Source organism: Streptomyces chumphonensis (assembly GCF_014779715.1).
In the GTDB taxonomy this organism is placed as follows: domain Bacteria; phylum Actinomycetota; class Actinomycetes; order Streptomycetales; family Streptomycetaceae; genus Streptomyces; species Streptomyces chumphonensis.
On sequence record NZ_JACXYU010000002.1, the window covers coordinates 405,941 to 425,044 of the forward strand.

General features: G+C 74.4%; 14 protein-coding genes. 5 read left to right on the forward strand and 9 right to left on the reverse strand.

What is annotated here, in order from left to right; genetic code table 11:
- The first annotated feature begins 5 nt into the window (after positions 1–5).
- Positions 6–608 carry a nucleotidyltransferase family protein gene (locus IF129_RS07095; RefSeq protein ID WP_191208614.1) on the forward strand — a complete coding sequence of 201 codons (603 nt, stop codon included), beginning with the start codon at positions 6–8 and terminating at the stop codon, positions 606–608.
- 38 nt (positions 609–646) lie between these two features.
- Here the strand turns inward: IF129_RS07095 and IF129_RS07100 are convergent, their stop codons facing one another.
- Together IF129_RS07100 and IF129_RS07105 are read right to left on the reverse strand one after the other, a co-directional pair.
- Complete coding sequence (locus IF129_RS07100; RefSeq protein ID WP_191208615.1) at positions 647–1,648, reverse strand: BtrH N-terminal domain-containing protein; 1,002 nt, start codon at positions 1,646–1,648, stop codon at positions 647–649.
- Positions 1,645–2,451: a MerR family transcriptional regulator gene (locus IF129_RS07105; RefSeq protein WP_191208616.1), complete on the reverse strand. Its 807-nt coding sequence runs from the start codon at positions 2,449–2,451 to the stop codon at positions 1,645–1,647. Before IF129_RS07105 ends, IF129_RS07100 begins: the two co-directional genes overlap by 4 nt.
- 307 nt (positions 2,452–2,758) lie before the next feature.
- Between IF129_RS07105 and aceB the strand changes: the two genes are divergently transcribed.
- A complete protein-coding gene (aceB, locus tag IF129_RS07110) occupies positions 2,759–4,381 on the forward strand; it encodes a malate synthase A (protein WP_191208617.1) in 1,623 nt (540 codons plus the stop codon).
- A gap of 28 nt (positions 4,382–4,409) precedes the next feature.
- Here the strand turns inward: aceB and IF129_RS07115 are convergent, their stop codons facing one another.
- Positions 4,410–5,402, reverse strand: a complete 993-nt coding sequence (locus tag IF129_RS07115) for a Gfo/Idh/MocA family protein (RefSeq protein WP_191208618.1) — start codon at positions 5,400–5,402, stop codon at positions 4,410–4,412.
- 97 nt (positions 5,403–5,499) lie between these two features.
- Between IF129_RS07115 and IF129_RS07120 the strand changes: the two genes are divergently transcribed.
- Positions 5,500–6,633, forward strand: a complete 1,134-nt coding sequence (locus IF129_RS07120) for a sulfite oxidase (RefSeq protein WP_191208619.1) — start codon at positions 5,500–5,502, stop codon at positions 6,631–6,633.
- Here IF129_RS07120 and IF129_RS07125 read toward each other — a convergent pair.
- The 4 genes from IF129_RS07125 to iolC form a co-directional block, all read right to left on the reverse strand.
- Positions 6,630–8,126 carry a CoA-acylating methylmalonate-semialdehyde dehydrogenase gene (locus IF129_RS07125; RefSeq protein WP_191208620.1) on the reverse strand — a complete coding sequence of 499 codons (1,497 nt, stop codon included), beginning with the start codon at positions 8,124–8,126 and terminating at the stop codon, positions 6,630–6,632. The genes IF129_RS07120 and IF129_RS07125 overlap by 4 nt on opposite strands.
- Before the next feature lie 41 nt (positions 8,127–8,167).
- Entirely contained in the window at positions 8,168–10,036 is a 1,869-nt protein-coding gene (gene iolD / locus IF129_RS07130) for a 3D-(3,5/4)-trihydroxycyclohexane-1,2-dione acylhydrolase (decyclizing) (protein ID WP_191208621.1), read from the reverse strand.
- On the reverse strand, positions 10,033–10,929 hold the full coding sequence (gene iolB, locus IF129_RS07135; protein WP_191208622.1) for a 5-deoxy-glucuronate isomerase: 897 nt from the start codon (positions 10,927–10,929) through the stop codon (positions 10,033–10,035). Before iolB ends, iolD begins: the two co-directional genes overlap by 4 nt.
- A 106-nt stretch (positions 10,930–11,035) precedes the next feature.
- On the reverse strand, positions 11,036–11,995 hold the full coding sequence (iolC, locus tag IF129_RS07140; protein ID WP_191208623.1) for a 5-dehydro-2-deoxygluconokinase: 960 nt from the start codon (positions 11,993–11,995) through the stop codon (positions 11,036–11,038).
- Between the two features lie 228 nt (positions 11,996–12,223).
- On the opposite strand from iolC, the gene IF129_RS07145 reads away from it, so the two are divergent.
- The gene (locus IF129_RS07145; RefSeq protein WP_191208624.1) at positions 12,224–13,144 is read left to right on the forward strand and encodes a sugar phosphate isomerase/epimerase family protein; all 921 of its coding nucleotides are present in this window, start codon (positions 12,224–12,226) and stop codon (positions 13,142–13,144) included.
- Positions 13,145–13,228: 84 nt separating this feature from the next.
- A complete protein-coding gene (locus IF129_RS07150; RefSeq protein ID WP_191208625.1) occupies positions 13,229–15,814 on the forward strand; it encodes an MFS transporter in 2,586 nt (861 codons plus the stop codon).
- Positions 15,815–15,881: 67 nt separating this feature from the next.
- Here IF129_RS07150 and IF129_RS07155 read toward each other — a convergent pair whose 3' ends face one another.
- Positions 15,882–17,330, reverse strand: a complete 1,449-nt coding sequence (locus IF129_RS07155; protein WP_318153603.1) for a nucleobase:cation symporter-2 family protein — start codon at positions 17,328–17,330, stop codon at positions 15,882–15,884.
- Between the two features lie 232 nt (positions 17,331–17,562).
- Positions 17,563–18,951 (reverse strand): 8-oxoguanine deaminase, encoded by a 1,389-nt coding sequence (locus tag IF129_RS07160; RefSeq protein WP_191208626.1) that lies wholly within the window; start codon positions 18,949–18,951, stop codon positions 17,563–17,565.
- Positions 18,952–19,104: the final 153 nt, after the last annotated feature.

Here is a 19,104-nt window from a genome sequence, read left to right on the forward strand (position 1 = left end):
GGTGCATGGACGAGCGGACGGGACCGGAAGGGCTCGCCGGACTGCTGCTGGCGGCCGGGGGCGGACGGCGGCTCGGCGGGCGCGCGAAGGCGCTCCTGCCGCACCGGGGGCGTCCCCTGGTGGAGCACGCCGTAGGCGTCCTGCGGGACGCGGGCTGCGGCACGGTGTACGTGGTGCTGGGCGCCGCGCGGGAGCGGGTGCGGGAGGAGGCCCGGCTGGAGGACTGCGTGCTGCTGGACAACCCGGCCTGGGAGGACGGCATGGGCTCGTCCCTGCGGCTCGGCCTGCGGGCGCTGGCCCCGGAGGCCCGGGGCGCCGTGGTGTCGCTCGTGGACCAGCCGGGCATCGGCGCGGCGGCCGTCGCGCGGGTGGCGGCGGCCTTCCGGGGCCCCGGCACGCTGGCCGCCGCGGCGTACGGCGGTGGGCGCGGGCACCCCGTCCTCCTGGGCCGCGACCACTGGGCCGCAGTGGCGGACACCGCCTCCGGCGACCAGGGGGCCCGCGGCTACCTGCGGGCCCATGCCGCCGCGCTCACCCTGGTGGAGTGCGGCGACCTGGCCGACCCGGCGGACATCGACACCCCGGCGGACCTCTCCCGCCTGGAGTGACGGCTCCGGGACGGGGCGGCGGGCACGGGTCCGGGCTGTCAGGTCCCGGTCGTGGCGTCCAGGCCGCTCAGGGCCCGCATGGCCTCGTGCTCGATGCGGGCCAGGTCGACGAGGAGGTCGCCCGCCCGTTCGAGGCAGCGGGCGTCGGCCGACGCGCCCGCCCGCTCGATCAGCTCCGCGACGGCCGTCCACAGGGTGGCGGCCTCCGCGTACAGCGTGTGGCCGGTGCGCAGCCGACGGCTGTTGAGCGTCTCGGTGCTCTCGGCGAGGAAGTCGCGGTAGAGGTTGCGGAAGAGGGCGCCGCCGGTTCCTGCCCGCTCCATCAGGAAGGCGGTGCCCGGCAGGTCCAGATGCGGGGCCTCGGTGCGGTCCAGCCAGGTGCGCACCGAGGCCGCGGCCTTCCCGATGCCCCGGTGGCCGAGGTTGGCGATGGGCGGGTTCAGGAAGGCTTCGGCGCAGGCCACGATGGCGGAGGCGATCCGAGCCCGGGGGGACGGCGTGTCCGGTGGCACGTCGAGGGTGAAGGAGCGGTGCCTGGCCGTCATGGGGCCGCGGGCGGCCCTCGCCCGCGCGAGGCTCTCCAGTCGGCTCGTGACCGCTCCGTGGTCCGGGGCGGTGTCGACCAGATAGGCCACGTGGTCGTCATAGCCGTACATCGCGACGATATGGCCACCGAAGTGCACGTCCGAACCGAAGTAGTCGAGGTAGTGGCTGTCCAGCTGGAGTCCGACGGGGTGGCCGGCGTCGATGGGGGCCGCCACGTTCTCCCACGCGCGGCGCGGGGAAGCGGTCTCCTTCACCCGGAGGTCCAGGTTCAGCGTGGCGGCCAGGTTCCTGGTGAGTTCGAAGGGCTTGACCCGGCCTCCGAGGAAGGGGAACCCCATGCTCTTGCTGTCCCAGTAGACGAAGGACAGGCCGGCGCCGAGCCCGAAGAGCATCGGCTCGGACAGCTCGATCCCCCGGTGCCGCAGCAGCACGCCCAGCGCCGTCGTCTCGCAGTGCCGGGTGTCGCGGGCCTCGATGCCCTGCACTCTGGTCATGCCGCACGCTCCTGGAGGGGGATGATCAACCGGGTCGTCAGGTCTTCCGGCGGTGCCTGGCCGGGCCCGGCGAGATAGACCTCCCGGACGGGCGCCGCGGGGCGCAGGCCGCGCTCGTGGACGGTGGCGAAGAGGGCGTTGTAGGCCAGGGGCAGCTGTTCGTAGGGCCCGGTGTGCACGGTCTCGACGACCGGGCCGCCGGGCAGGGTCAGGCACTCCAGATCCGGTGTCCGACCGCCCGGCGGGATGGGTGCTCCGACGGCGACCTCCACGCGCTCCCGGACGTCCAGCGCGTACAGCCCCCACAGCGGCGGCTCCCCGGCGACGCCCGCCCGGCCGAGCGCGGGCAGCAGCCGGGCGACGCACGCGCCGATCCGCCCGCTCAGCTCCCCCGGGGTTCCGGACGCCCGCACCACGGCCAGCCGCCGCTCCGGCTCCTCGTCGACCGTCACCTCGTAGCCGGGCAGGCCGTCCTCAGCGAGCCGCTCCAGCATGCCCAGCCGTGCCCGGTCCCGGCCGATCCGCTCGGCGAGCGCGTCCCGCTCGGCGCCCAGCAGCCGCGCCCTGTGGGCGGGGCCGGCGGCCAGCACCCGCGCGATCACGGCGAGGGGGAGGTCCATCTCGCGGAGCAGGGCGATGGTCAGGGCGTCCCGCGCCTGTCCGGCCGTGTAGTAGCGGTAGCCGGAGCCCGTGTCGACGTGGGCCGGAGCCAGCAGGCCCGTCTCGTCGTAGTTCCGTAGCTGCTTGACGCTGAGCCGGCAGAGCCGGGCGAAGCGCCCGATGGAGAGAAGTTCGTTCCGCACGCGTTCATGGTGGACCCTCCCCCGGTGGGAGGGTCCACCACCGTGACGCGGCGAGGGAGTCCGGGTGCGGGTGCGGGGTGGTGGAGGTATCTCGAACTCGTCCTTCTCGACGTCGTCCATCTTGATGTCAACAAACTATTGAAGTTCCACTATGAGGAAACTAGTCTCCAGTTTCGAAGGTGCGTGGCACCCCGTGCCGCGCACGCGTACCACGAGCACGGAAGTCCGGCGTCCCAGGCACCGGCCCCCGACCGTCGAGGGGGCGGCGTGGGAGGGTCGTTCGGAGACCCAAGAGGAGTGAGCGCACATGTCCGCACCAGCGCCGTCACCGCTGGCCATCGTCGATGTCGACCCCGACCGGGCCCCCGCCCGGCAGGACGAGGTGCTGACCGAGGCGGCCCTGGCGTTCGTCGCCGAGCTGCACGAGCGGTTCACCGCACGTCGTGACGAGCTGCTGGCCCGCCGGGCGGAGCGGCGGGCGGAGATCGCCCGGACGAGCACCCTGGACTTCCTGCCGGAGACCGCGCACATCCGCGACGGCGACTGGCGGGTCGCCCCGGCCCCCGCCGCGCTGGAGGACCGCAGGGTCGAGATCACCGGTCCGACCGACCGGAAGATGACCATCAACGCGCTCAACTCGGGCGCGAAGGTCTGGCTCGCCGACTTCGAGGACGCCTCGGCACCCACCTGGGCCAACGTCGTCGACGGCCAGGCCAACCTGATCGACGCCTACGAGCGGCGCATCGACTTCACCGACGCGCGCGGCAAGAGCTACGCCCTGCGGCCCACCGAGGAGCTGGCCACCGTCGTGATGCGGCCGCGCGGCTGGCACCTGGACGAGCGCCACCTCCAGGTGCGCGGGCGCGCCGTGCCCGGCGCCCTGGTCGACTTCGGGCTGTACTTCTTCCACAACGCCCAGCGGCTGCTGGACCTGGGGAAGGGCCCGTACTTCTACCTGCCGAAGACCGAGTCGCACCACGAGGCCCGGCTGTGGAACGACGTCTTCGTGTTCGCCCAGGACCGCCTCGGCATCCCGCAGGGCACGGTCCGCGCCACGGTCCTCATCGAGACGATCACGGCGGCGTACGAGATGGAGGAGATCCTCTACGAACTGCGCGACCACGCCTCCGGGCTGAACGCGGGCCGCTGGGACTACCTGTTCTCCATCGTGAAGAACTTCCGCGACGGCGGGGAGAGGTTCGTCCTGCCGGACCGCAACGCCGTGACGATGACGGCGCCCTTCATGCGCGCCTACACCGAGCTGCTCGTGCGGACCTGCCACAAGCGCGGTGCGCACGCCATCGGCGGCATGGCGGCGTTCATCCCCGACCGCCGCGATCCCGAGGCGAACGAGCGGGCCCTGAGCAAGGTGCGGAACGACAAGGACCGCGAGGCCGCCGACGGCTTCGACGGCTCCTGGGTCGCCCACCCGGACCTGGTCCCCGTCGCACGGGCGTCGTTCGACGCGGTGCTCGGCGAGCGCCCGCACCAGAAGGACCGGCTGCGCGAGGACGTCCGGGTCGGCGCGGGCGACCTCATCGCCGTCGACTCGCTCGACGCCCGCCCCACGCACCAGGGCCTGGTGGACGCCGTCCGGGTCGGCATCCGTTACATCGAGGCGTGGCTGCGCGGCCTCGGTGCGGTGGCCATCTTCGGCCTGATGGAGGACGCGGCGACCGCCGAGATCTCCCGCTCGCAGATCTGGCAGTGGGTGGACGCCGGCGTGGTCCTCGAGGACGGGCAGCGGGTCACGGCCGAGCTGGTGCGCGCGATCGCCGCGCGGGAACTGGAGGCGCTCCGCACCGAGCTGGGCGAGGAGGCGTTCGCCGAAGGACGCTGGCAGGAGGCCCACGACCTGCTGCTGCGGGTCTCCCTGGACGCCGACTACGCCGACTTCCTCACCCTCCCGGCGTACGAGCTGCTGCCCTGACGGAGCACCGGCCTGAGGTCCTGGCGCCTCAGGCCGGCCGGACCGCCCGGCCCTCCCGGCGGGACACCTCGCACGCCTCGGCCACCCGCAGCGCCGCCAGGGCCTCGCGGCCGTCGCACGGGTTGGCCCGCTCACCCCGGGCGAGGGCGACGAACGCCGCCAACTCGGCCTCGTAGGCGGGGGCGAAGCGGGTCAGGAAGCCGTCCCAGGCCACGCCGCCGCCCGGTTCTGCGGTGGGCTCGACGGAGGTGAGGGGCGTGCGGGGGTCCAGACCGACCGCGATCTGCTCGCGCTCACCGGCCAGTTCCATGCGGACGTCGTACCCGGCGCCGTTCAGCCGGGTGGCGGTCGAGGTGACAAGCGTGCCGTCGTCCAGCGTGAGCAGGACGGCCGCCGTCGCGACGTCGTCGGCCTCCCGGAACATCGGCGGCCCGCCGTCCGAACCGAGGGCGTACACGGAGGCGACCTCACGGCCCGTCACCCAACGCAGGGCGTCGACGTCGTGCACCAGGCAGTCGCGGAAGAGGCCGCCGGACAGCGGCAGGTAGCCGGGCGGGGGCGGGGCCGGGTCGGAGGTGACGGTCCGCACGGTGTGGAGCCGCCCCAGCCGACCCGTCCGCACCGCCTCCCGGGCCGCCGCGTATCCGGCGTCGAAGCGGCGCATGAAGCCGATCTGCAACACGGTGCCCGCCCGCTCGACCTCCTCCAGCACCTCCACCGTGCCGGGGAGGTCCGCCGCGACGGGCTTCTCGCAGAACGTGGGCAGCCCGGCGCGGGCGGCGGCGCCGATCAGCTCGGCGTGGGAGGCCGTCGCCGAGGCGATCACGACCGCGTCCGGCGCGGCGGCCAGCAACGCGTCCGGGGACGGGAGGGCGGTGGCGTCGCCGACCGCCTCGGCGACCGTCGCGGCGCGGGCGGGGTCGGCGTCGGCGAGCAGGAGCTCCGCCACCTCCGGCAGGCCCCGCAGGGTGCGTGCGTGGAAGGTCCCGATCCGTCCCGTGCCGATGAGTCCGATGCGCATGCCCGCCAGCCTTGACAGCCTGACGGACCCTGTCAACTCCCGGCCGCCCCGTCGTCCCCGGTGGTGTGCGAGCGCGGGCGGGACCACACTGGTTCCCATGGGGCAACGTCTCGCCGACATCAGCCCGCCCGCCTGGCTGGCCGAGCCGCACGAGGGTGTGAGCCACGAGGAACTCGCCCTGGCGGCCCGCAACCACGGTCTGCCACTGGAGGCCCTGCGGTACGACGTGACGCCGCCGGGGCTGCACTACGTGCTCACCCACTACGACATCCCGTGGACGGACGGTGAGACCTGGGAGGTGCGGGTCGGGGGACGTGTGCGGCACCCGCTCACCGTCGGCCTCAACGACCTGCGGGCGCGTCCGGCCGTCACCCGGCGGGTGACGATGGAGTGCGCCGGGAACGGCCGTGCCCTCCTGACGCCCCGTCCGGTCAGCCAGCCCTGGCTCCTGGAGGCCGTCGGCACGGCCGACTGGACGGGCGTGGAACTGCGTACCCTGCTCGCCGACGCGGGCGTCGCGGACAGCGGCGTCGAGGTGGTCTTCACGGGTGCCGACCACGGGGTGGAGCGCGGGGTCGAGCAGGACTACCGGCGCAGCCTGCCCCTGGACGTCGCGCTGGACCAGGACGCCGGCGTCCTGGTCGCCTACGCGATGAACGGCTCCCCACTGCCCCCGCAGCACGGCCGCCCGCTGCGGCTCGTCGTGCCGGGCTGGTACGGCATGGCCCACGTGAAGTGGCTGCGGGAGGTGACGGTCGTCGACGAGCCCTTCACCGGGTTCCAGCAGCAGGTCGCCTACCGGTTGCGGCAGGACGCGGACGATGCGGGTGAGCCGGTCACCCGCATCGCTCCCCGCGCCCTGCTCGTCCCGCCGGGCTTCCCGGACTTCATGTCCCGCACGCGCGTCGTCCGGCCTGGGCGGATCACCCTGGAGGGCCGTGCGTGGTCCGGCCGCGCCCCGGTGACCGCCGTCAAGATCAGCACAGACGACGGCGCCACCTGGACGCCGGCGGAGCTGGACCCCGCGCCCGCCGACGGGTCCGGCCGCTGGGCGTGGCGCCGGTGGCGGGCGACGTGGACGGCCGCCCCGGGCCGTCACGTGCTGAGCGCCCGCGCGACCGACGCCGCCGGGAACACCCAGCCGCTGCGGCAGCCGTGGAACCGCGGGGGGTTCGCGAACAACCTGGTGCAGCGCCAGCCGGTCGTGTGCGTCCCGGACGGGGACGGCTAGCGGTCGGTGCGGGGGAAGCCGAGGTCGATGCCGGCGTCGGCGGGGTCGGGCCAGCGGGTCGTGACGACCTTGCCGCGCGTGTAGAAGGCGACGCCGTCGTTGCCGTAGACGTGCAGGTCGCCGAAGAGGGAGTCCTTCCAGCCGCCGAAGGAGTGGTGGCCGACGGGCACCGGGATGGGCACGTTCACGCCGACCATCCCGGCCTCCACCTCCAGCTGGAACCGGCGGGCGGCGCCCCCGTCCCGGGTGAAGACGGCCGCACCGTTGCCCCACGGGGAGGCGTTGACGATCCCGACGGCCTCGTCGTAGCTCGCGGCCCGCACGACGCACAGCACCGGGCCGAAGATCTCGTCGCGGTAGGCGTCGGCGTCCAGCGGCACCCGGTCCAGCAGGCTGGCGCCGAGGAAGTAGCCGTCCTCGTGGCCCTCGACGCGCGTGGCGGTGCCGTCGAGGACGACCTCGGCCCCCTGCGCGCGGGCGGAGGTCACGTAGGAGGCGACCGTGTCGCGGTGTTCGCGGGTGATGAGCGGGCCCATCTGCGAGGCCGGGTCGTCGCCGGGGCCGACGCGCAGCCGCGCGGTGCGGTCGGCGATCCGCTGGACCAGCTCGTCGCCGCTCTCCCCCACGGCCACGACGACGGAGACCGCCATGCACCGCTCCCCCGCCGAGCCGTAGGCGGCGCTCACCGCGCTGTCGGCGGCGAGGTCGAGGTCGGCGTCGGGCAGCACGACCATGTGGTTCTTGGCGCCGCCGAGTGCCTGCACCCGCTTGCCGTGGGCGACGGCCGTCCGGTGCACGTGCCGGGCGACGGGCGTCGAGCCGACGAAGGACACGGCGGCCACGTCCGGGTGCTCCAGCAGCCGCTCCACGGCCGCGCGGTCGCCGCCCAGGACGTTCAGCACGCCGTCGGGCAGACCGGCCTCGGCGGCCAGCTCGGCGAGCCGGAACGCGGCCGAGGGGTCCTTCTCGCTCGGCTTCAGCACGAAGGTGTTGCCGCAGGCGACGGCGATCGGGAACATCCACATCGGCACCATGGCGGGGAAGTTGAAGGGCGTGATGCCCGCGACGACGCCGAGGGGCTGCCGGAGTGCCGCGACATCCACGCCGGTGGAGACCTCGGTCGACAGCTCGCCCTTGAGCTTCTCACCGATGCCGCAGGCGAGTTCGAGGATCTCCAGGCCCCGCGCGACCTCGCCGAGCGCGTCGGCGCGGACCTTGCCGTGCTCGGCGGTGATGAGGGCCGCCAGCTCCTCCCGGTGGGCTTCCAGCAGGGCGCGGTAGCGGAAGAGGACGGCCGTGCGCCGGGCGAGCGAGGTGGTGCCCCAGGTGCGGTGGGCCGTGCGGGCGGCGGCGACGGCGGCGTCCACCTCGGCGACGTCCGCGAGGGGGACGCGCGCGGTGCGGGCACCGGTGGCCGGGTCGTGGACGGGGGCGAAGCGGCCGGAGGCGCCGGGGACGGACCGGTTGCCGATCCAGTGGCCGAGGGTCTTCATGGGCGGCCTTTCGGGTGTGGGGGCGGACGGGTCGGGACGGGTCACAGGTGGTGGCGGCGGGCGGCGGCCTGCCGCTGGTACGCCTCGCGGGCCGTGACGGCCGCCGCGCGGGTCGCGGTGGCGGCGACCGGAACGTCCCACCACGCCTGGGCCTCCGGTACGGAGGCACGCGGATCGGTCTCCACGTACACGCAGGTGGGGCGCGGGGAGGCGCGGGCGGCGGCGAGCGCGTCGCGCAGCTCGGCCACGGTCGCGGCGCGCAGGACGTCCAGGCCGAGGGAGGCGGCGTTGGCGGCCAGGTCCACGGGCAGCGGTTCACCGGTGTAGCCGCCGTCCTCGGCGCGGAAGCGGTAGTCGGTGCCGAAGCGTTCGGCCCCGGTGGCCTCCGAGAGGCCGCCGATGGAGGCGTAGCCGTGGTTCTGCACGAGCAGCACGTTGATGTTCAGGCCCTCCTGCACGGCGGTGACGAGTTCGCCGGGCATCATCAGGTACGACCCGTCCCCCACGAGGGCCCACACCGGCGCGTCGGGCGCGGCCAGCTTGACGCCGAGCGCGCCGGGGATCTCGTATCCCATGCAGGAGTAGCCGTACTCCAGGTGGTACTGGCGCGGTGCCCGGGCCCGCCAGAGCCTGTGCAGGTCGCCGGGGAGCGACCCGGCGGCGGCCACGACGACGTCCTCGTCGCCGACGACGGCGTCGAGCGCGCCGATGACCTGGGCCTGGGTGGGGCGGGCCGAGGGCTCCGGCGCCGCGAGGGCGGCGTCCACCCGCTGCTCCCAGCGTTGCCTCCCCGCCCGGTACTCGGCGGCGTACGCGGGGGTGACGCGGTGCCCCGCCAGGGCGCGCCGCAGGGCGTCGAGCCCTTCCCGGGCGTCGGCCACGAGGGCGGTGGCGGCGAGCTTGTGGGCGTCCACCGGAGTGATGTTGAGGTTGACGAAGCGGACGCCGGGGTGGGCGAAGAGGGTCCGGGAGGCGGTGGTGAAGTCCGTCCAGCGGGTGCCGACGCCCAGGACGACGTCCGCGGTGCGGGCGAGGTCGTCGGCCGTCGCGGTGCCGGTGTGGCCGATGCCGCCGACGTCGGCCGGGTGGTCGTGGCGCAGCGCGCCCTTGCCGGCCTGGGTGGCGGCGACGGGGACGCCGGTGGCGTCCGCGATGGCCGCCAGCGCCGTCTGGGCCCCGCTGTGGTGGACGCCGCCGCCCGCGACGAGCAGCGGCCGCCGGGCGCCGCGCAGGGCCGACGCCGCCTCGGCGAGCGCCGCCGGTTCCGGGCGCGGCCGTCGGACGGGCCACACCCGGTCGGTGAAGAACTCCCGCGGCCAGTCGAACGCCTCGGCCTGGACGTCCTGCGGCAGCGCGAGGGTGACGGCGCCGGTCTCGGCCGGGTCGGTGAGCACCCGCACGGCCTGGAGGGCGGCGGGGATCAGCGCCTCGGGCCGCGTCACCCGGTCGAAGTAGCGGGAGACGGGCCGCAGGGTGTCGTTGACGGACACGTCGCCCGCGTGGGGCACCTCGAGTTGCTGGAGCACCGGGTCGGCGACGCGGGTGGCGAAGGTGTCGCCGGGCAGCAGCAGGACGGGCAGCCGGTTGACGGTGGCGAGCGCCGCACCGGTGACGAGGTTGGTGGCGCCGGGGCCGATGGACGTCGTCACGGCGTGGGCGCGCAGCCGGTCGCTGTGGCGCGCGTAGCCGACGGCCGCGTGGACCATGGCCTGTTCGTTGCGGCCCTGGAGGAAGGGCATGGCGTCCCGGTACTCGACGAGCGCCTGGCCGATCCCGGCGACGTTGCCGTGGCCGAAGACGCCCCACACGGCGTTGATCAGACGCTGCCGCCCGCCGTCGCGCTCGGTGTACTGGGCGGCGAGGAAGCGCACCAGCGCCTGGGCGACGGTGAGCCGGCGGGTCGTGGTCATCGGGGCTCCTGCGGGGGTGAGGGCTCCTGGGGGAAGGGGAGCCGCGCGTCGACGTCGGCGTCGCGCCAGGTGTCCCTGATCCAGGCGTGGTCGGGGTGGTCGCGGATGAGCCAGGCGCGTTCGGCGTCCGGGCCCGCCATGACGTTGAGGTAGTACAGGGCGTGGCCGGGTGCGGCGATGGAGGGGCCGTGCCAGCCGTCGGGGATCAGCACGGCGTCCCCGGTGCGGACCTCGGCGAGGACGTCGGTGCCGCCGTCGGCGGAGGGCGAGACCCGCTGGTAGGCGAAGCCGTCGGCACCGGCGTGCGGGGCGATCTCGAAGTAGTAGATCTCCTCCAGCCGCGATTCCTGCCCGGGACGGTGCTCGTCGTGTTTGTGCGGCGGGTAGGAGGACCAGTTGCCGCCCGGGGTGAGCACCTCGACGGCGATGAGCCGGTCGGCCTCGAAGACGTCGGCGGCGGCGAAGTTGTGCACCTGCCGCGAGCACCGGCCCGCGCCGCGCAGCTCGACGGGAACGCCCGCGGCCGGTCCGTAGCGGGCCGGGAGGCGGTGTGTGCAGCGGGCGCCGGGGAGGGCGAACCGTCCGCCGTCCCGGCTCGTGACCGTCGCCTCGGCGTCCCGGGGCACGTAGGCGAAGTCGGTGACTCCGGCGAAGACCCCGGTGCGCCCGGTCAGCTCGAAGTCCCGTCCGTCGACGCGGACGGTGCAGCCGCCGGACAGCGGCAGCACGATCCACTCGCTGTCGCCGGTGGCGAACGTGTGCGTCGCGCCGGGGGCGAGCTCGACGATCCGCAGGGCGCTGTGGCTCCAGCCCGCCGTGCCCGGGTCGATGTCGAGCGCGTACGGGCCGTGGGCGGTGCGGCCGGCGGTCAGGTGGGGTCCGGTGTCGCTCATGGTGGTTCAGCTTCCCCGTTTCGTCACGGTGGGGCGAGGTGTGCGGTCGACGCGGCGCCGCCGGGTGGCGCGGATCGCCGCGGGGCTGCGGGGCCGGCGCCGGGATTCAGCCGGTCAGCAGGGCGTCGACCTCCTCCGGCGCCGGCATCGCCGAGGAGCAGGCCAGGCGCGACGCCACCAGGGCGCCCGCCGCGTTGGCGTACCGCAGGACGCGTTCCAGGTCCCACCCGGCGAGCAGGCCGTGGCACAGCGCGCCGCCGAACGCGTCACCCGCGCCGAGGCCGTTGACGATCTCGACGGGGTGCGGGGGGACCTCGGAGGTCGTGCCGTCGCGGTGCACGGCGAGCACGCCGTCCGGCCCTCGTTTGACGACGGCCAGTTCGACGCCCGCGTCGAGCAGGGCGCGGGCGCAGTCGGCCGGGTCGTCGCGCCCGGTGGCCACCTCGCACTCGGCCACGTTGCCGACGGCGACGGTGGCCAGGGCGAGGGCCTCGCGGTAGGACGCGCGGGCGGCCTCCGCCGCGGCCCGGCCCTCGCCCGGCCAGAACACGGGCCGCCAGTCCAGGTCGAAGACGGTGGGGCCGCGGCGGGCGCGGGCGGTGAGGGCGTGCAGGGTGGCGGCACGGCTGGGCTCCGCGCACAGGCCGGTTCCGGTCATCCAGAAGACGCGGGCGGCCGTGACGGCGTCCAGGTCCAGCTCGCCGGGTCGGATCTCCAGGTCGGGGGCCTTGGGCCACCGGTAGAAGTAGAGGGGGAAGTCGTCGGGCGGGAAGATCTCGCAGAAGGTGACGGGGGTCGGCAGGCCGGGGACGGAGGTGACCCAGCGGTCGTCCACGCCGAAGTCCCGCAGCGCCTCGTGGCAGTAGGCACCGAAGGGGTCGTCGCCGGTGCGGGTGATGACGGCGGCGGAGCGGCCCAGCCGGGCCGCCGCGACGGCCACGTTCGTCGCGGAGCCACCGAGGAACTTCCCGAAGGTCTCGACCCGGGCGAGGGGGACGCCGGTCTGGAGGGGGTAGAGGTCCACTCCGATGCGGCCCATCGTGATCACGTCCGGCGGCGGTGTCATGGGCGCACCCTTTCAGCAGGTCGGTCGGCGGCTTTCGCCTTGTCGGGGCATCCGTACCCACGGCTGCGGCCCCCTCACGGAACCTGCCACCGTTTCCTCCGGCTCCGCACTGAGCACGGCCGATTCCGGGTAGCCGGGAGGAGGGGCCGCCCGCGGCGGTCCCGCGCCCACGCCCCGCGCCGCGGGGCCCGCCGCCCCGGCCGGGCCGGGGCACTACGGAGGAGTCCGATGCCGACGAACACCGCGAGCGTGCCCGCCCCGAACCGGCTGCGGATCGGCTCGGCACCCGACTCGTGGGGTGTGTGGTTCCCCGACGACGAGCGGCAGGTGCCCTGGGAGCGCTTCCTCGACGAGGTGGCCGAGGCGGGGTACGACTGGATCGAGCTGGGGCCCTACGGCTACCTGCCCACCGACGCCGCACGGCTCGCCGAGGAGACCGGGCGCCGCGGGCTGAAGGTGTCCGCCGGGACGGTCTTCACCGCGCTGCACCGGGGCCCCGGGGTGTGGGACGAGACCTGGGCGCACGTCTCGCGCGTCGCCGAACTGACCCGCGCCATGGGCGCCGGGCACCTGGTCGTCATCCCGGCGTTCTGGCGGGACGACCGGACGGGCGAGCCGATCGAACCGCCGCACCTGGCACCCGAGCGGTTCCGGGACCTGACGGCCGGCACGGAGCGGCTGGCGCGGCGGGTGCGGGAGGAGTACGGCCTCGACGTCGTCGTCCACCCGCACGCCGACACCCACATCGCCACCGAGGAGCACGTCACCCGCTTCCTCGACGCGACGGACTCCTCGCTGGTGAACCTGTGCCTGGACACCGGCCACTACGCGTACTGCGGTGGGGACAGCGTGCGGCTCATCGAGACGTACGGGGAGCGCATCGGCTACCTGCACCTCAAGCAGGTCGACCCGGCCGTGCTGGCCGACGTCGTGCGGGACGGCACGCCCTTCGGCCCGGCCGTGCGACAGGGCGTCATGTGCGAACCCCCGCGCGGCGAACCGGCGCTGGAGCCGGTCCTGGCGGCGGCGGGGAAGCTGGACGTGGACCTGTTCGCCATCGTCGAGCAGGACATGTACCCCTGCCCGCCCGACCGGCCGCTGCCCATCGCCCGCCGCACCCGCCACTACCTCCGCCACTGCGGCGCGTAGCGGCCTCCTCGTACGGGTATCACCGTACGAGACCGTGACGCTGCTGGTATCCACCCGGTCGGATCGCCCAACTATCCTCACAGGGTGGACCAGTTGACGACCACGGACCCATGGCGCGTAGGTCCGTACCGCCTGGTGGCCCGCCTGGGCGCGGGGGGCATGGGCCAGGTGTACCTCGGACGCTCGGAGACCGGGCGCACGGTCGCCGTGAAGGTGGTGCGGGCCGAACACGCCCATCACCCGGAGTTCCGCCGGCGTTTCGCCCGCGAGGTGGCGGCCGCCCGCCGGGTGGGCGGCCCCTGGACGGCGGACGTGCTCGACGCGGACACCGAGGCTCAGGTGCCGTGGGTGGCGACCCAGTACGTCCCCGGTCCGGATCTGGCCACGGTGGTCGCCACGGAGTTCGGACCGCTGCCCGAGCACTCGGTCCGCGTCCTCGCCAACCGCCTCGCCGTCGCGCTGCGATCCGTGCACGGCGCCGGTCTGATCCACCGCGACCTGAAGCCGTCGAACGTGATGGTGACGGTCGACGGGCCGCGTGTCATCGACTTCGGCATCGCGCGCGCCATGGACGCTGTCGGCGGGGACAGCCTGCACACCCGTACCGGGATGCTGATCGGCTCGCCCGGCTTCATGTCGCCGGAGCAGGTGCGCGGTATCGGCCTCACCCCGGCCAGCGACGTGTTCTGCCTGGGCGCCCTCCTCGTCTACGCCTCGACGGGCCGCCTCCTCTTCGGCGCCACCGAGACCGGACTGAACGCGCACCTCTTCCGGGTCGCGGAGGAAGAGGCGGACCTCACCGGCGTACCGGACGCGTTCGTCGAGCTCGTCCGCGCCTGCCTGCACAAGGACCCCGACCGGCGTCCCACGCCCGCCGACGTGGCCGCCCGCACGGCGGTGGATGAGGTCGAGGAGTGGCTGCCCGGCCCGGTGCTCGCCCGACTCGCCCGCCACGCGGGGCGGTTGCTGGACTTCGACCCGGGCACACCGGCCGCGCGGCCGGACCCCCGGGTCCAGCCCCGTGCGGCCCCCACACGATCCCCCGCGTACACGCCGACAGCCCCGGCCACTCCGGGACCGGGGACACCGCCGAGCCCGGCCCGCGTCCCCGACCCGCCGTTCTGGCGCTGGTTCGCCCTCAGGGCACCAGCGTCCCCGGCACCGGTGACGCCCCCCGTACCGGACGACGCCCTCGGCCCGCCCTTCTGGCGCTGGTTCGCCCTGGGGGCGGCCGTACTGGCGCAGTGGGTGACGCTGATCGGTACGACAGCGCTGAACAGGGCGCTTCCCGTCATCGCGGATGATCTGGGCTTCCGCCAGGACTACGTGCCCACCCTCATGACGGCCTACGGGCTGGCGTTCGCCCTGCTCCTCCTGTCCGGCGGGCACCTGGCCGACCTCCTCGGCCGCAGACGCTTGCTGTTGTTCGGTGGTGCCGGAGTAGCGGCGGCCTCCTGGTTCGGCGGGCTGGCCACCGGCCCCGCCGAGCTGGCCTGGGCCAACGCCGCGCTGGGCGGGTCCGCCGCGCTGCTGTCGTCCGCAGCGCTGGCGCTGGTCTCGCTCTACTTCACCGACCCGAGGGAACGCGGCAGGGCCTTCGGGGTCTACGCCGCCGCCACCGTCGGCGGCCTGGTGCTCTCGCTGTACGCACACCAGTGGCTGGTAGCCACCCTGAACTGGCGCGGGGCGCTGTACGCCGGTGTCCCGCCCGCCCTGGTGATCATGATCGCCACGTGGGGCCTGGTGCGCGACTCCTGGGTCCGCAGACCCGTCCGCGTGGACGTACCGGGCGTGCTGCTCGGAACGGGCGGGCTGGTGGTCCTCCTCCACGGGTTCGGCCAGTCCGTGCCACGCGGCTGGACCGATCCCCCGGTCCTGGCGCTCCTCACGGGCGGGGCCGCCCTGCTCCTGGCCTTCGCCCGCTGGCAGAGCAAGGCGGCTCACGCGCTGATCCCCTGGTCCCTCCTCAAGGACCGCAACCGCTTCGGCGCACTCCTCGTCCTGGCCCTGACCGGACTGGCCCTGTACAGCGTGCTCGAGCTCCTGCACCGATACCTGGGGAGCGGCCACGGCTATGACGGGGGCGAGATCGGACCGGCCCTGGTGCTCACGACCGGCGTGGTCCTGATCGTCTCCACCCAGGTCTCCGCGCGGCTCCACCACGTGCTGCCGCCCCGGGCGCTGATCGTGCCCGGCCTGGTCGTCACGGCGGTCGGCCTGGCCGTGCTGACCGGTCTCGACCCCCACCGCACCCCTGTCACCGAGGCACTGCCCGGCACCCTCCTCGTCGGCCTCGGCACCGGAGTGGCCATCGTGCCGCTCCTCGCCGTCGCGGTGCACGGCACCGAGGGCGCCGCCCCGCACGACGTGGGCGGTACGGCGGCAACGGTCCTCGCCGTGCAGCAGGCGGGCGCAGCCGCCGCCTTGCCGCTGTTCGGCGCCGTTCTCCCGTCGGACGTCACCGCGCGGCTGGCCGGTGGATGGCACGTGCTGCCGAACCTCACCACGGCGGAGGAGGACGCCCTCCCGCACGGAGTGGAGGACACGCCGTTGGACAGCGCCGTCCTGGACGGCTACTCCGTCGTCCTGTGGAGCACGGCCGGCACGATGCTGCTCGCGGGCCTGCTCGCCGCTCTTCTGGTCACCGCCAAGGCTCCCGAACGGCGCTGAGACCGAGCCCCGGTGGTGGCGCCGGGTGGGCGGGGCCGGGGGCGCCCCGCCCACCCGGGCGTGCGGCTCAGTGGAGATGGGCCGCGGCCGGGGCGGTCACTCCCGGTTCCGTGGGCGCGCCGACCGGTGGGGTCGGCGTCGCACCGTCCTGGCGGGACCTGAGGTGGTTGAAGACCAGGTTCAGCAGGACGGCGAGGATGCAGCCCGTGCTGATGCCCGAGTCGAGGATGATGGTGGCGCTGTCCGGGAACTGCCCGTAGAAGCCGTGGGCCATCTCCGGGGCCAGGCCGACGCCGAGCGTGACGGCGACGATGAGGGCGTTCTCACCGTGTTCGAGGCCCGCCTGCACGAGGGTCTGGACGCCGCTCACCGCGATCGTCCCGAAGAGGACGACGCCCACACCGCCGAGCACCGGCAGCGGTACCGCCGAGACGAGGGCGGCGGCCACCGGGCACAGGCCCAGCAGGACCAGGATGCCGCCGCCGACGGCCACGACGAACCGGCTGCGCACCCTGGACATGGCCACCAGGCCCACGTTCTGGGCGAAGGCGCTGGCCGCGAAGCCGTTGAAGACGGGGGCGACGGCGCTGCCCAGGGCGTCCGCGCGCAGGCCGGCGGCGATGACCTTCTCGTCCACCGGCTTGTCCACGATCCGGCCGAGGGCGATCATGTCGGCCGTCGACTCCGTCATGATCACCAGCATCACGACGCACATCGAGACGATCGCCGGGACGGAGAACTGCGGCGCGCCGAAGTGGAACGGGGTCGGGAACCCGACGAGGTCGGCCTCCCCCAGGCCGGAGAAGTCGGCCATGCCGAGCGGGACCGCGACGAGGGTGCCCGCCACCAGGCCGATGAGGATGGCGATGGACTGCAGGAACCCCCGGGCGTAGCGGCGCACGGCCAGCGTGATGACGAGCGCCACGGCGGCGAGGCCGATGTGGGACGCCGGGGCGCCGTCGGCGCCCGTCTCGCCGTCGGCGATCCAGCCGAAGGCGACCGGCATCAGGGACAGGCCGATCAGGGTGATGACGGAGCCGGTGACCACGGGTGGGAAGAACCGCACCAGTTTGCAGAACCAGCCGCTGACCGCGAAGGCGAGCAGTCCGGCGACGATGACCGCGCCGAATATGACGGGCAGTCCGGACGCGCCGCCCTCGGCGGCGATGATGGCGGTCATGGCGGCGACCCCGCCGAAGGAGACGCCGTTGACGAAGGGGAGCCGGGCGCCGATGCGCCAGACCCCCAGCGTCTGGAGGAGCGTGGCGATCCCGGCGGTGAAGAGGCTGGCGGCCATCAGCAGCGTCGTGTCGCCGGGGCCGAGCCCCGCCGCCGCGCCGATGACGAGGGGGACCGCCACCACGCCCGCGTACATGGCGGCGACGTGCTGGAGCCCGCTGGTGACCATCTTCAGGGGTGGCAGGAGCTCGTCGACGGGGTGCTTTCCCCCCTTCGCCTGGTCGCCGTCCTGCTCGGGGCTTGCGTCGTCGTTCCGGGTACCGGGCCTAGCGGACACTCGGTCCTCCTGTCGGTTACTGCGCCGCTGGGGGGCGGCACGAGGGTGTCAGGGAGGTGATAGGTGTGGTGCTCAGGTGTGGGAGGTGGCGGAACGGGACGTGGGCGGGGGTACCGGGGCGGGGCGCGTACCGTAATGCGCGCCCCGCCCCGGCCGTTCGTTCAGGACCCCGCTCGGATCCTGAACCACCGGCCGGGAGCCGTCCCTCCCGGCCGGAGTCTTCGGATGTCCGTCAGGACGCGTCGGCCGCGATCCGGGCCAGGCGCTGCGCCTCGGCCCGGGTGCTGCGGGCCACGGCGTCCTCGTCGACGGTGGTGAGCCGGCCGTCCTCGACGACGGCGCGGCCGTTCACGAGGGAGAGCGTGATCGGTGCGGCGGCCCCGAGCACGAGGGCGGCGACCGGGTCGGCGATGGAGGCGTGGCCGATGCCGTCCAGCTTCCACAGGACGAGGTCGGCCAGCTTGCCCGCCTCCAGGGAGCCGATCTCGGCGGTGCGGCCGAGGACCTGCGCGCCACCGAAGGTGCCCAGGCGCAGGGCCTGGCGGGCGTTGAGCGCGTTCTCCCGGTGGCCGCCGAGACGGTTGATGAGGAGCGCGTTGCGCAGCTCGGTGTGCAGCTCGCCGGACTCGTTGGACGCGGTGCCGTCCACCCCGAGGCCGACGGGCACGCCGGCGGCCAGCATGTCCGGGACGCGGGCGATGCCGGCGGCCAGCCGGGCGTTGGAGGACGGGCAGTGGGCGACGCCGGTGCCGGTGCGGGCGAAGGCGGCGATGTCGGAGTCGTTCATGTGGACGCAGTGCGCCATCCACACGTCGTCGCCGAGCCAGCCGGTGGACTCGAAGTAGTCGGTCGGGCCCATACCGAACAGCTCGTGGCAGAACTTCTCCTCCTCGACCGTCTCCGAGCCGTGGGTGTGCAGCCGCACGCCCTTGCGCCGGGCGAGCTTCGCGCCTTCGCGCATCAGCTCGGTGGAGACGGAGAAGGGTGAGCAGGGCGCGACGGCGATGTGCAGCATCGAGCCGAAGGAGGCGTCGTGGTGCGTGTCGATGGCCGCCTCGGTGGCCTCCAGGATGCCGTCGAGCGTCTCGACGGCGAAGTCCGGCGGCAGGCCGCCGTCCGAGGCACCGCGGTCCATCGACCCCCGGGCGGCGGTGAAGCGCACGCCCGTCTCCCGGGCGGCGCGGATCTCCGCGCCGAGCAGGTCGCCGGTGCCGCGCGGGAAGACGTAGTGGTGGTCCATGGCGGTGGTGACTCCGCCCCGGGCCATCATGGCCAGGGAGCCCTGGGCGGCCGCGTAGACCATCTCCTCGTCGATGCGCGCCCAGGTCGGGTACAGGGCCACGAGCCAGTTGAAGAGGTTGGAGTCCTGCGCGAGCCCGCGGGTGATCCACTGGTAGAAGTGGTGGTGGGTGTTGACCAGCCCGGGGGTGGCCAGGTGCCCGGTGCCGTCGACGCGCCGCACCACGTTCGCCAGGCCCTCGGGGGCGGCGCCGGCGCCCACCGACTCGATGACGTTGCCGGCGACGACGACGTGCCCGGCGGCGTACTCGGTGTCGTGCGCGTCCACGGTGGCGACGGCGCAGTTCTCGATGACGATGCGCTCGGGTGCTGTACCAGCCATGGGATGTACCTCGTGTTTCCGTGGAGGAGGTCCGGGCCCGGGGGTCGAGCGGGGTGCCGACCGGGCCCGGAGGTGGTGCTGTGTCGCGCAGATGCCCCCGCTCTCCCCCGGGAATCGTCGACGCCGGCGCTGCGTCGGGGGGCCCGGGCGGCC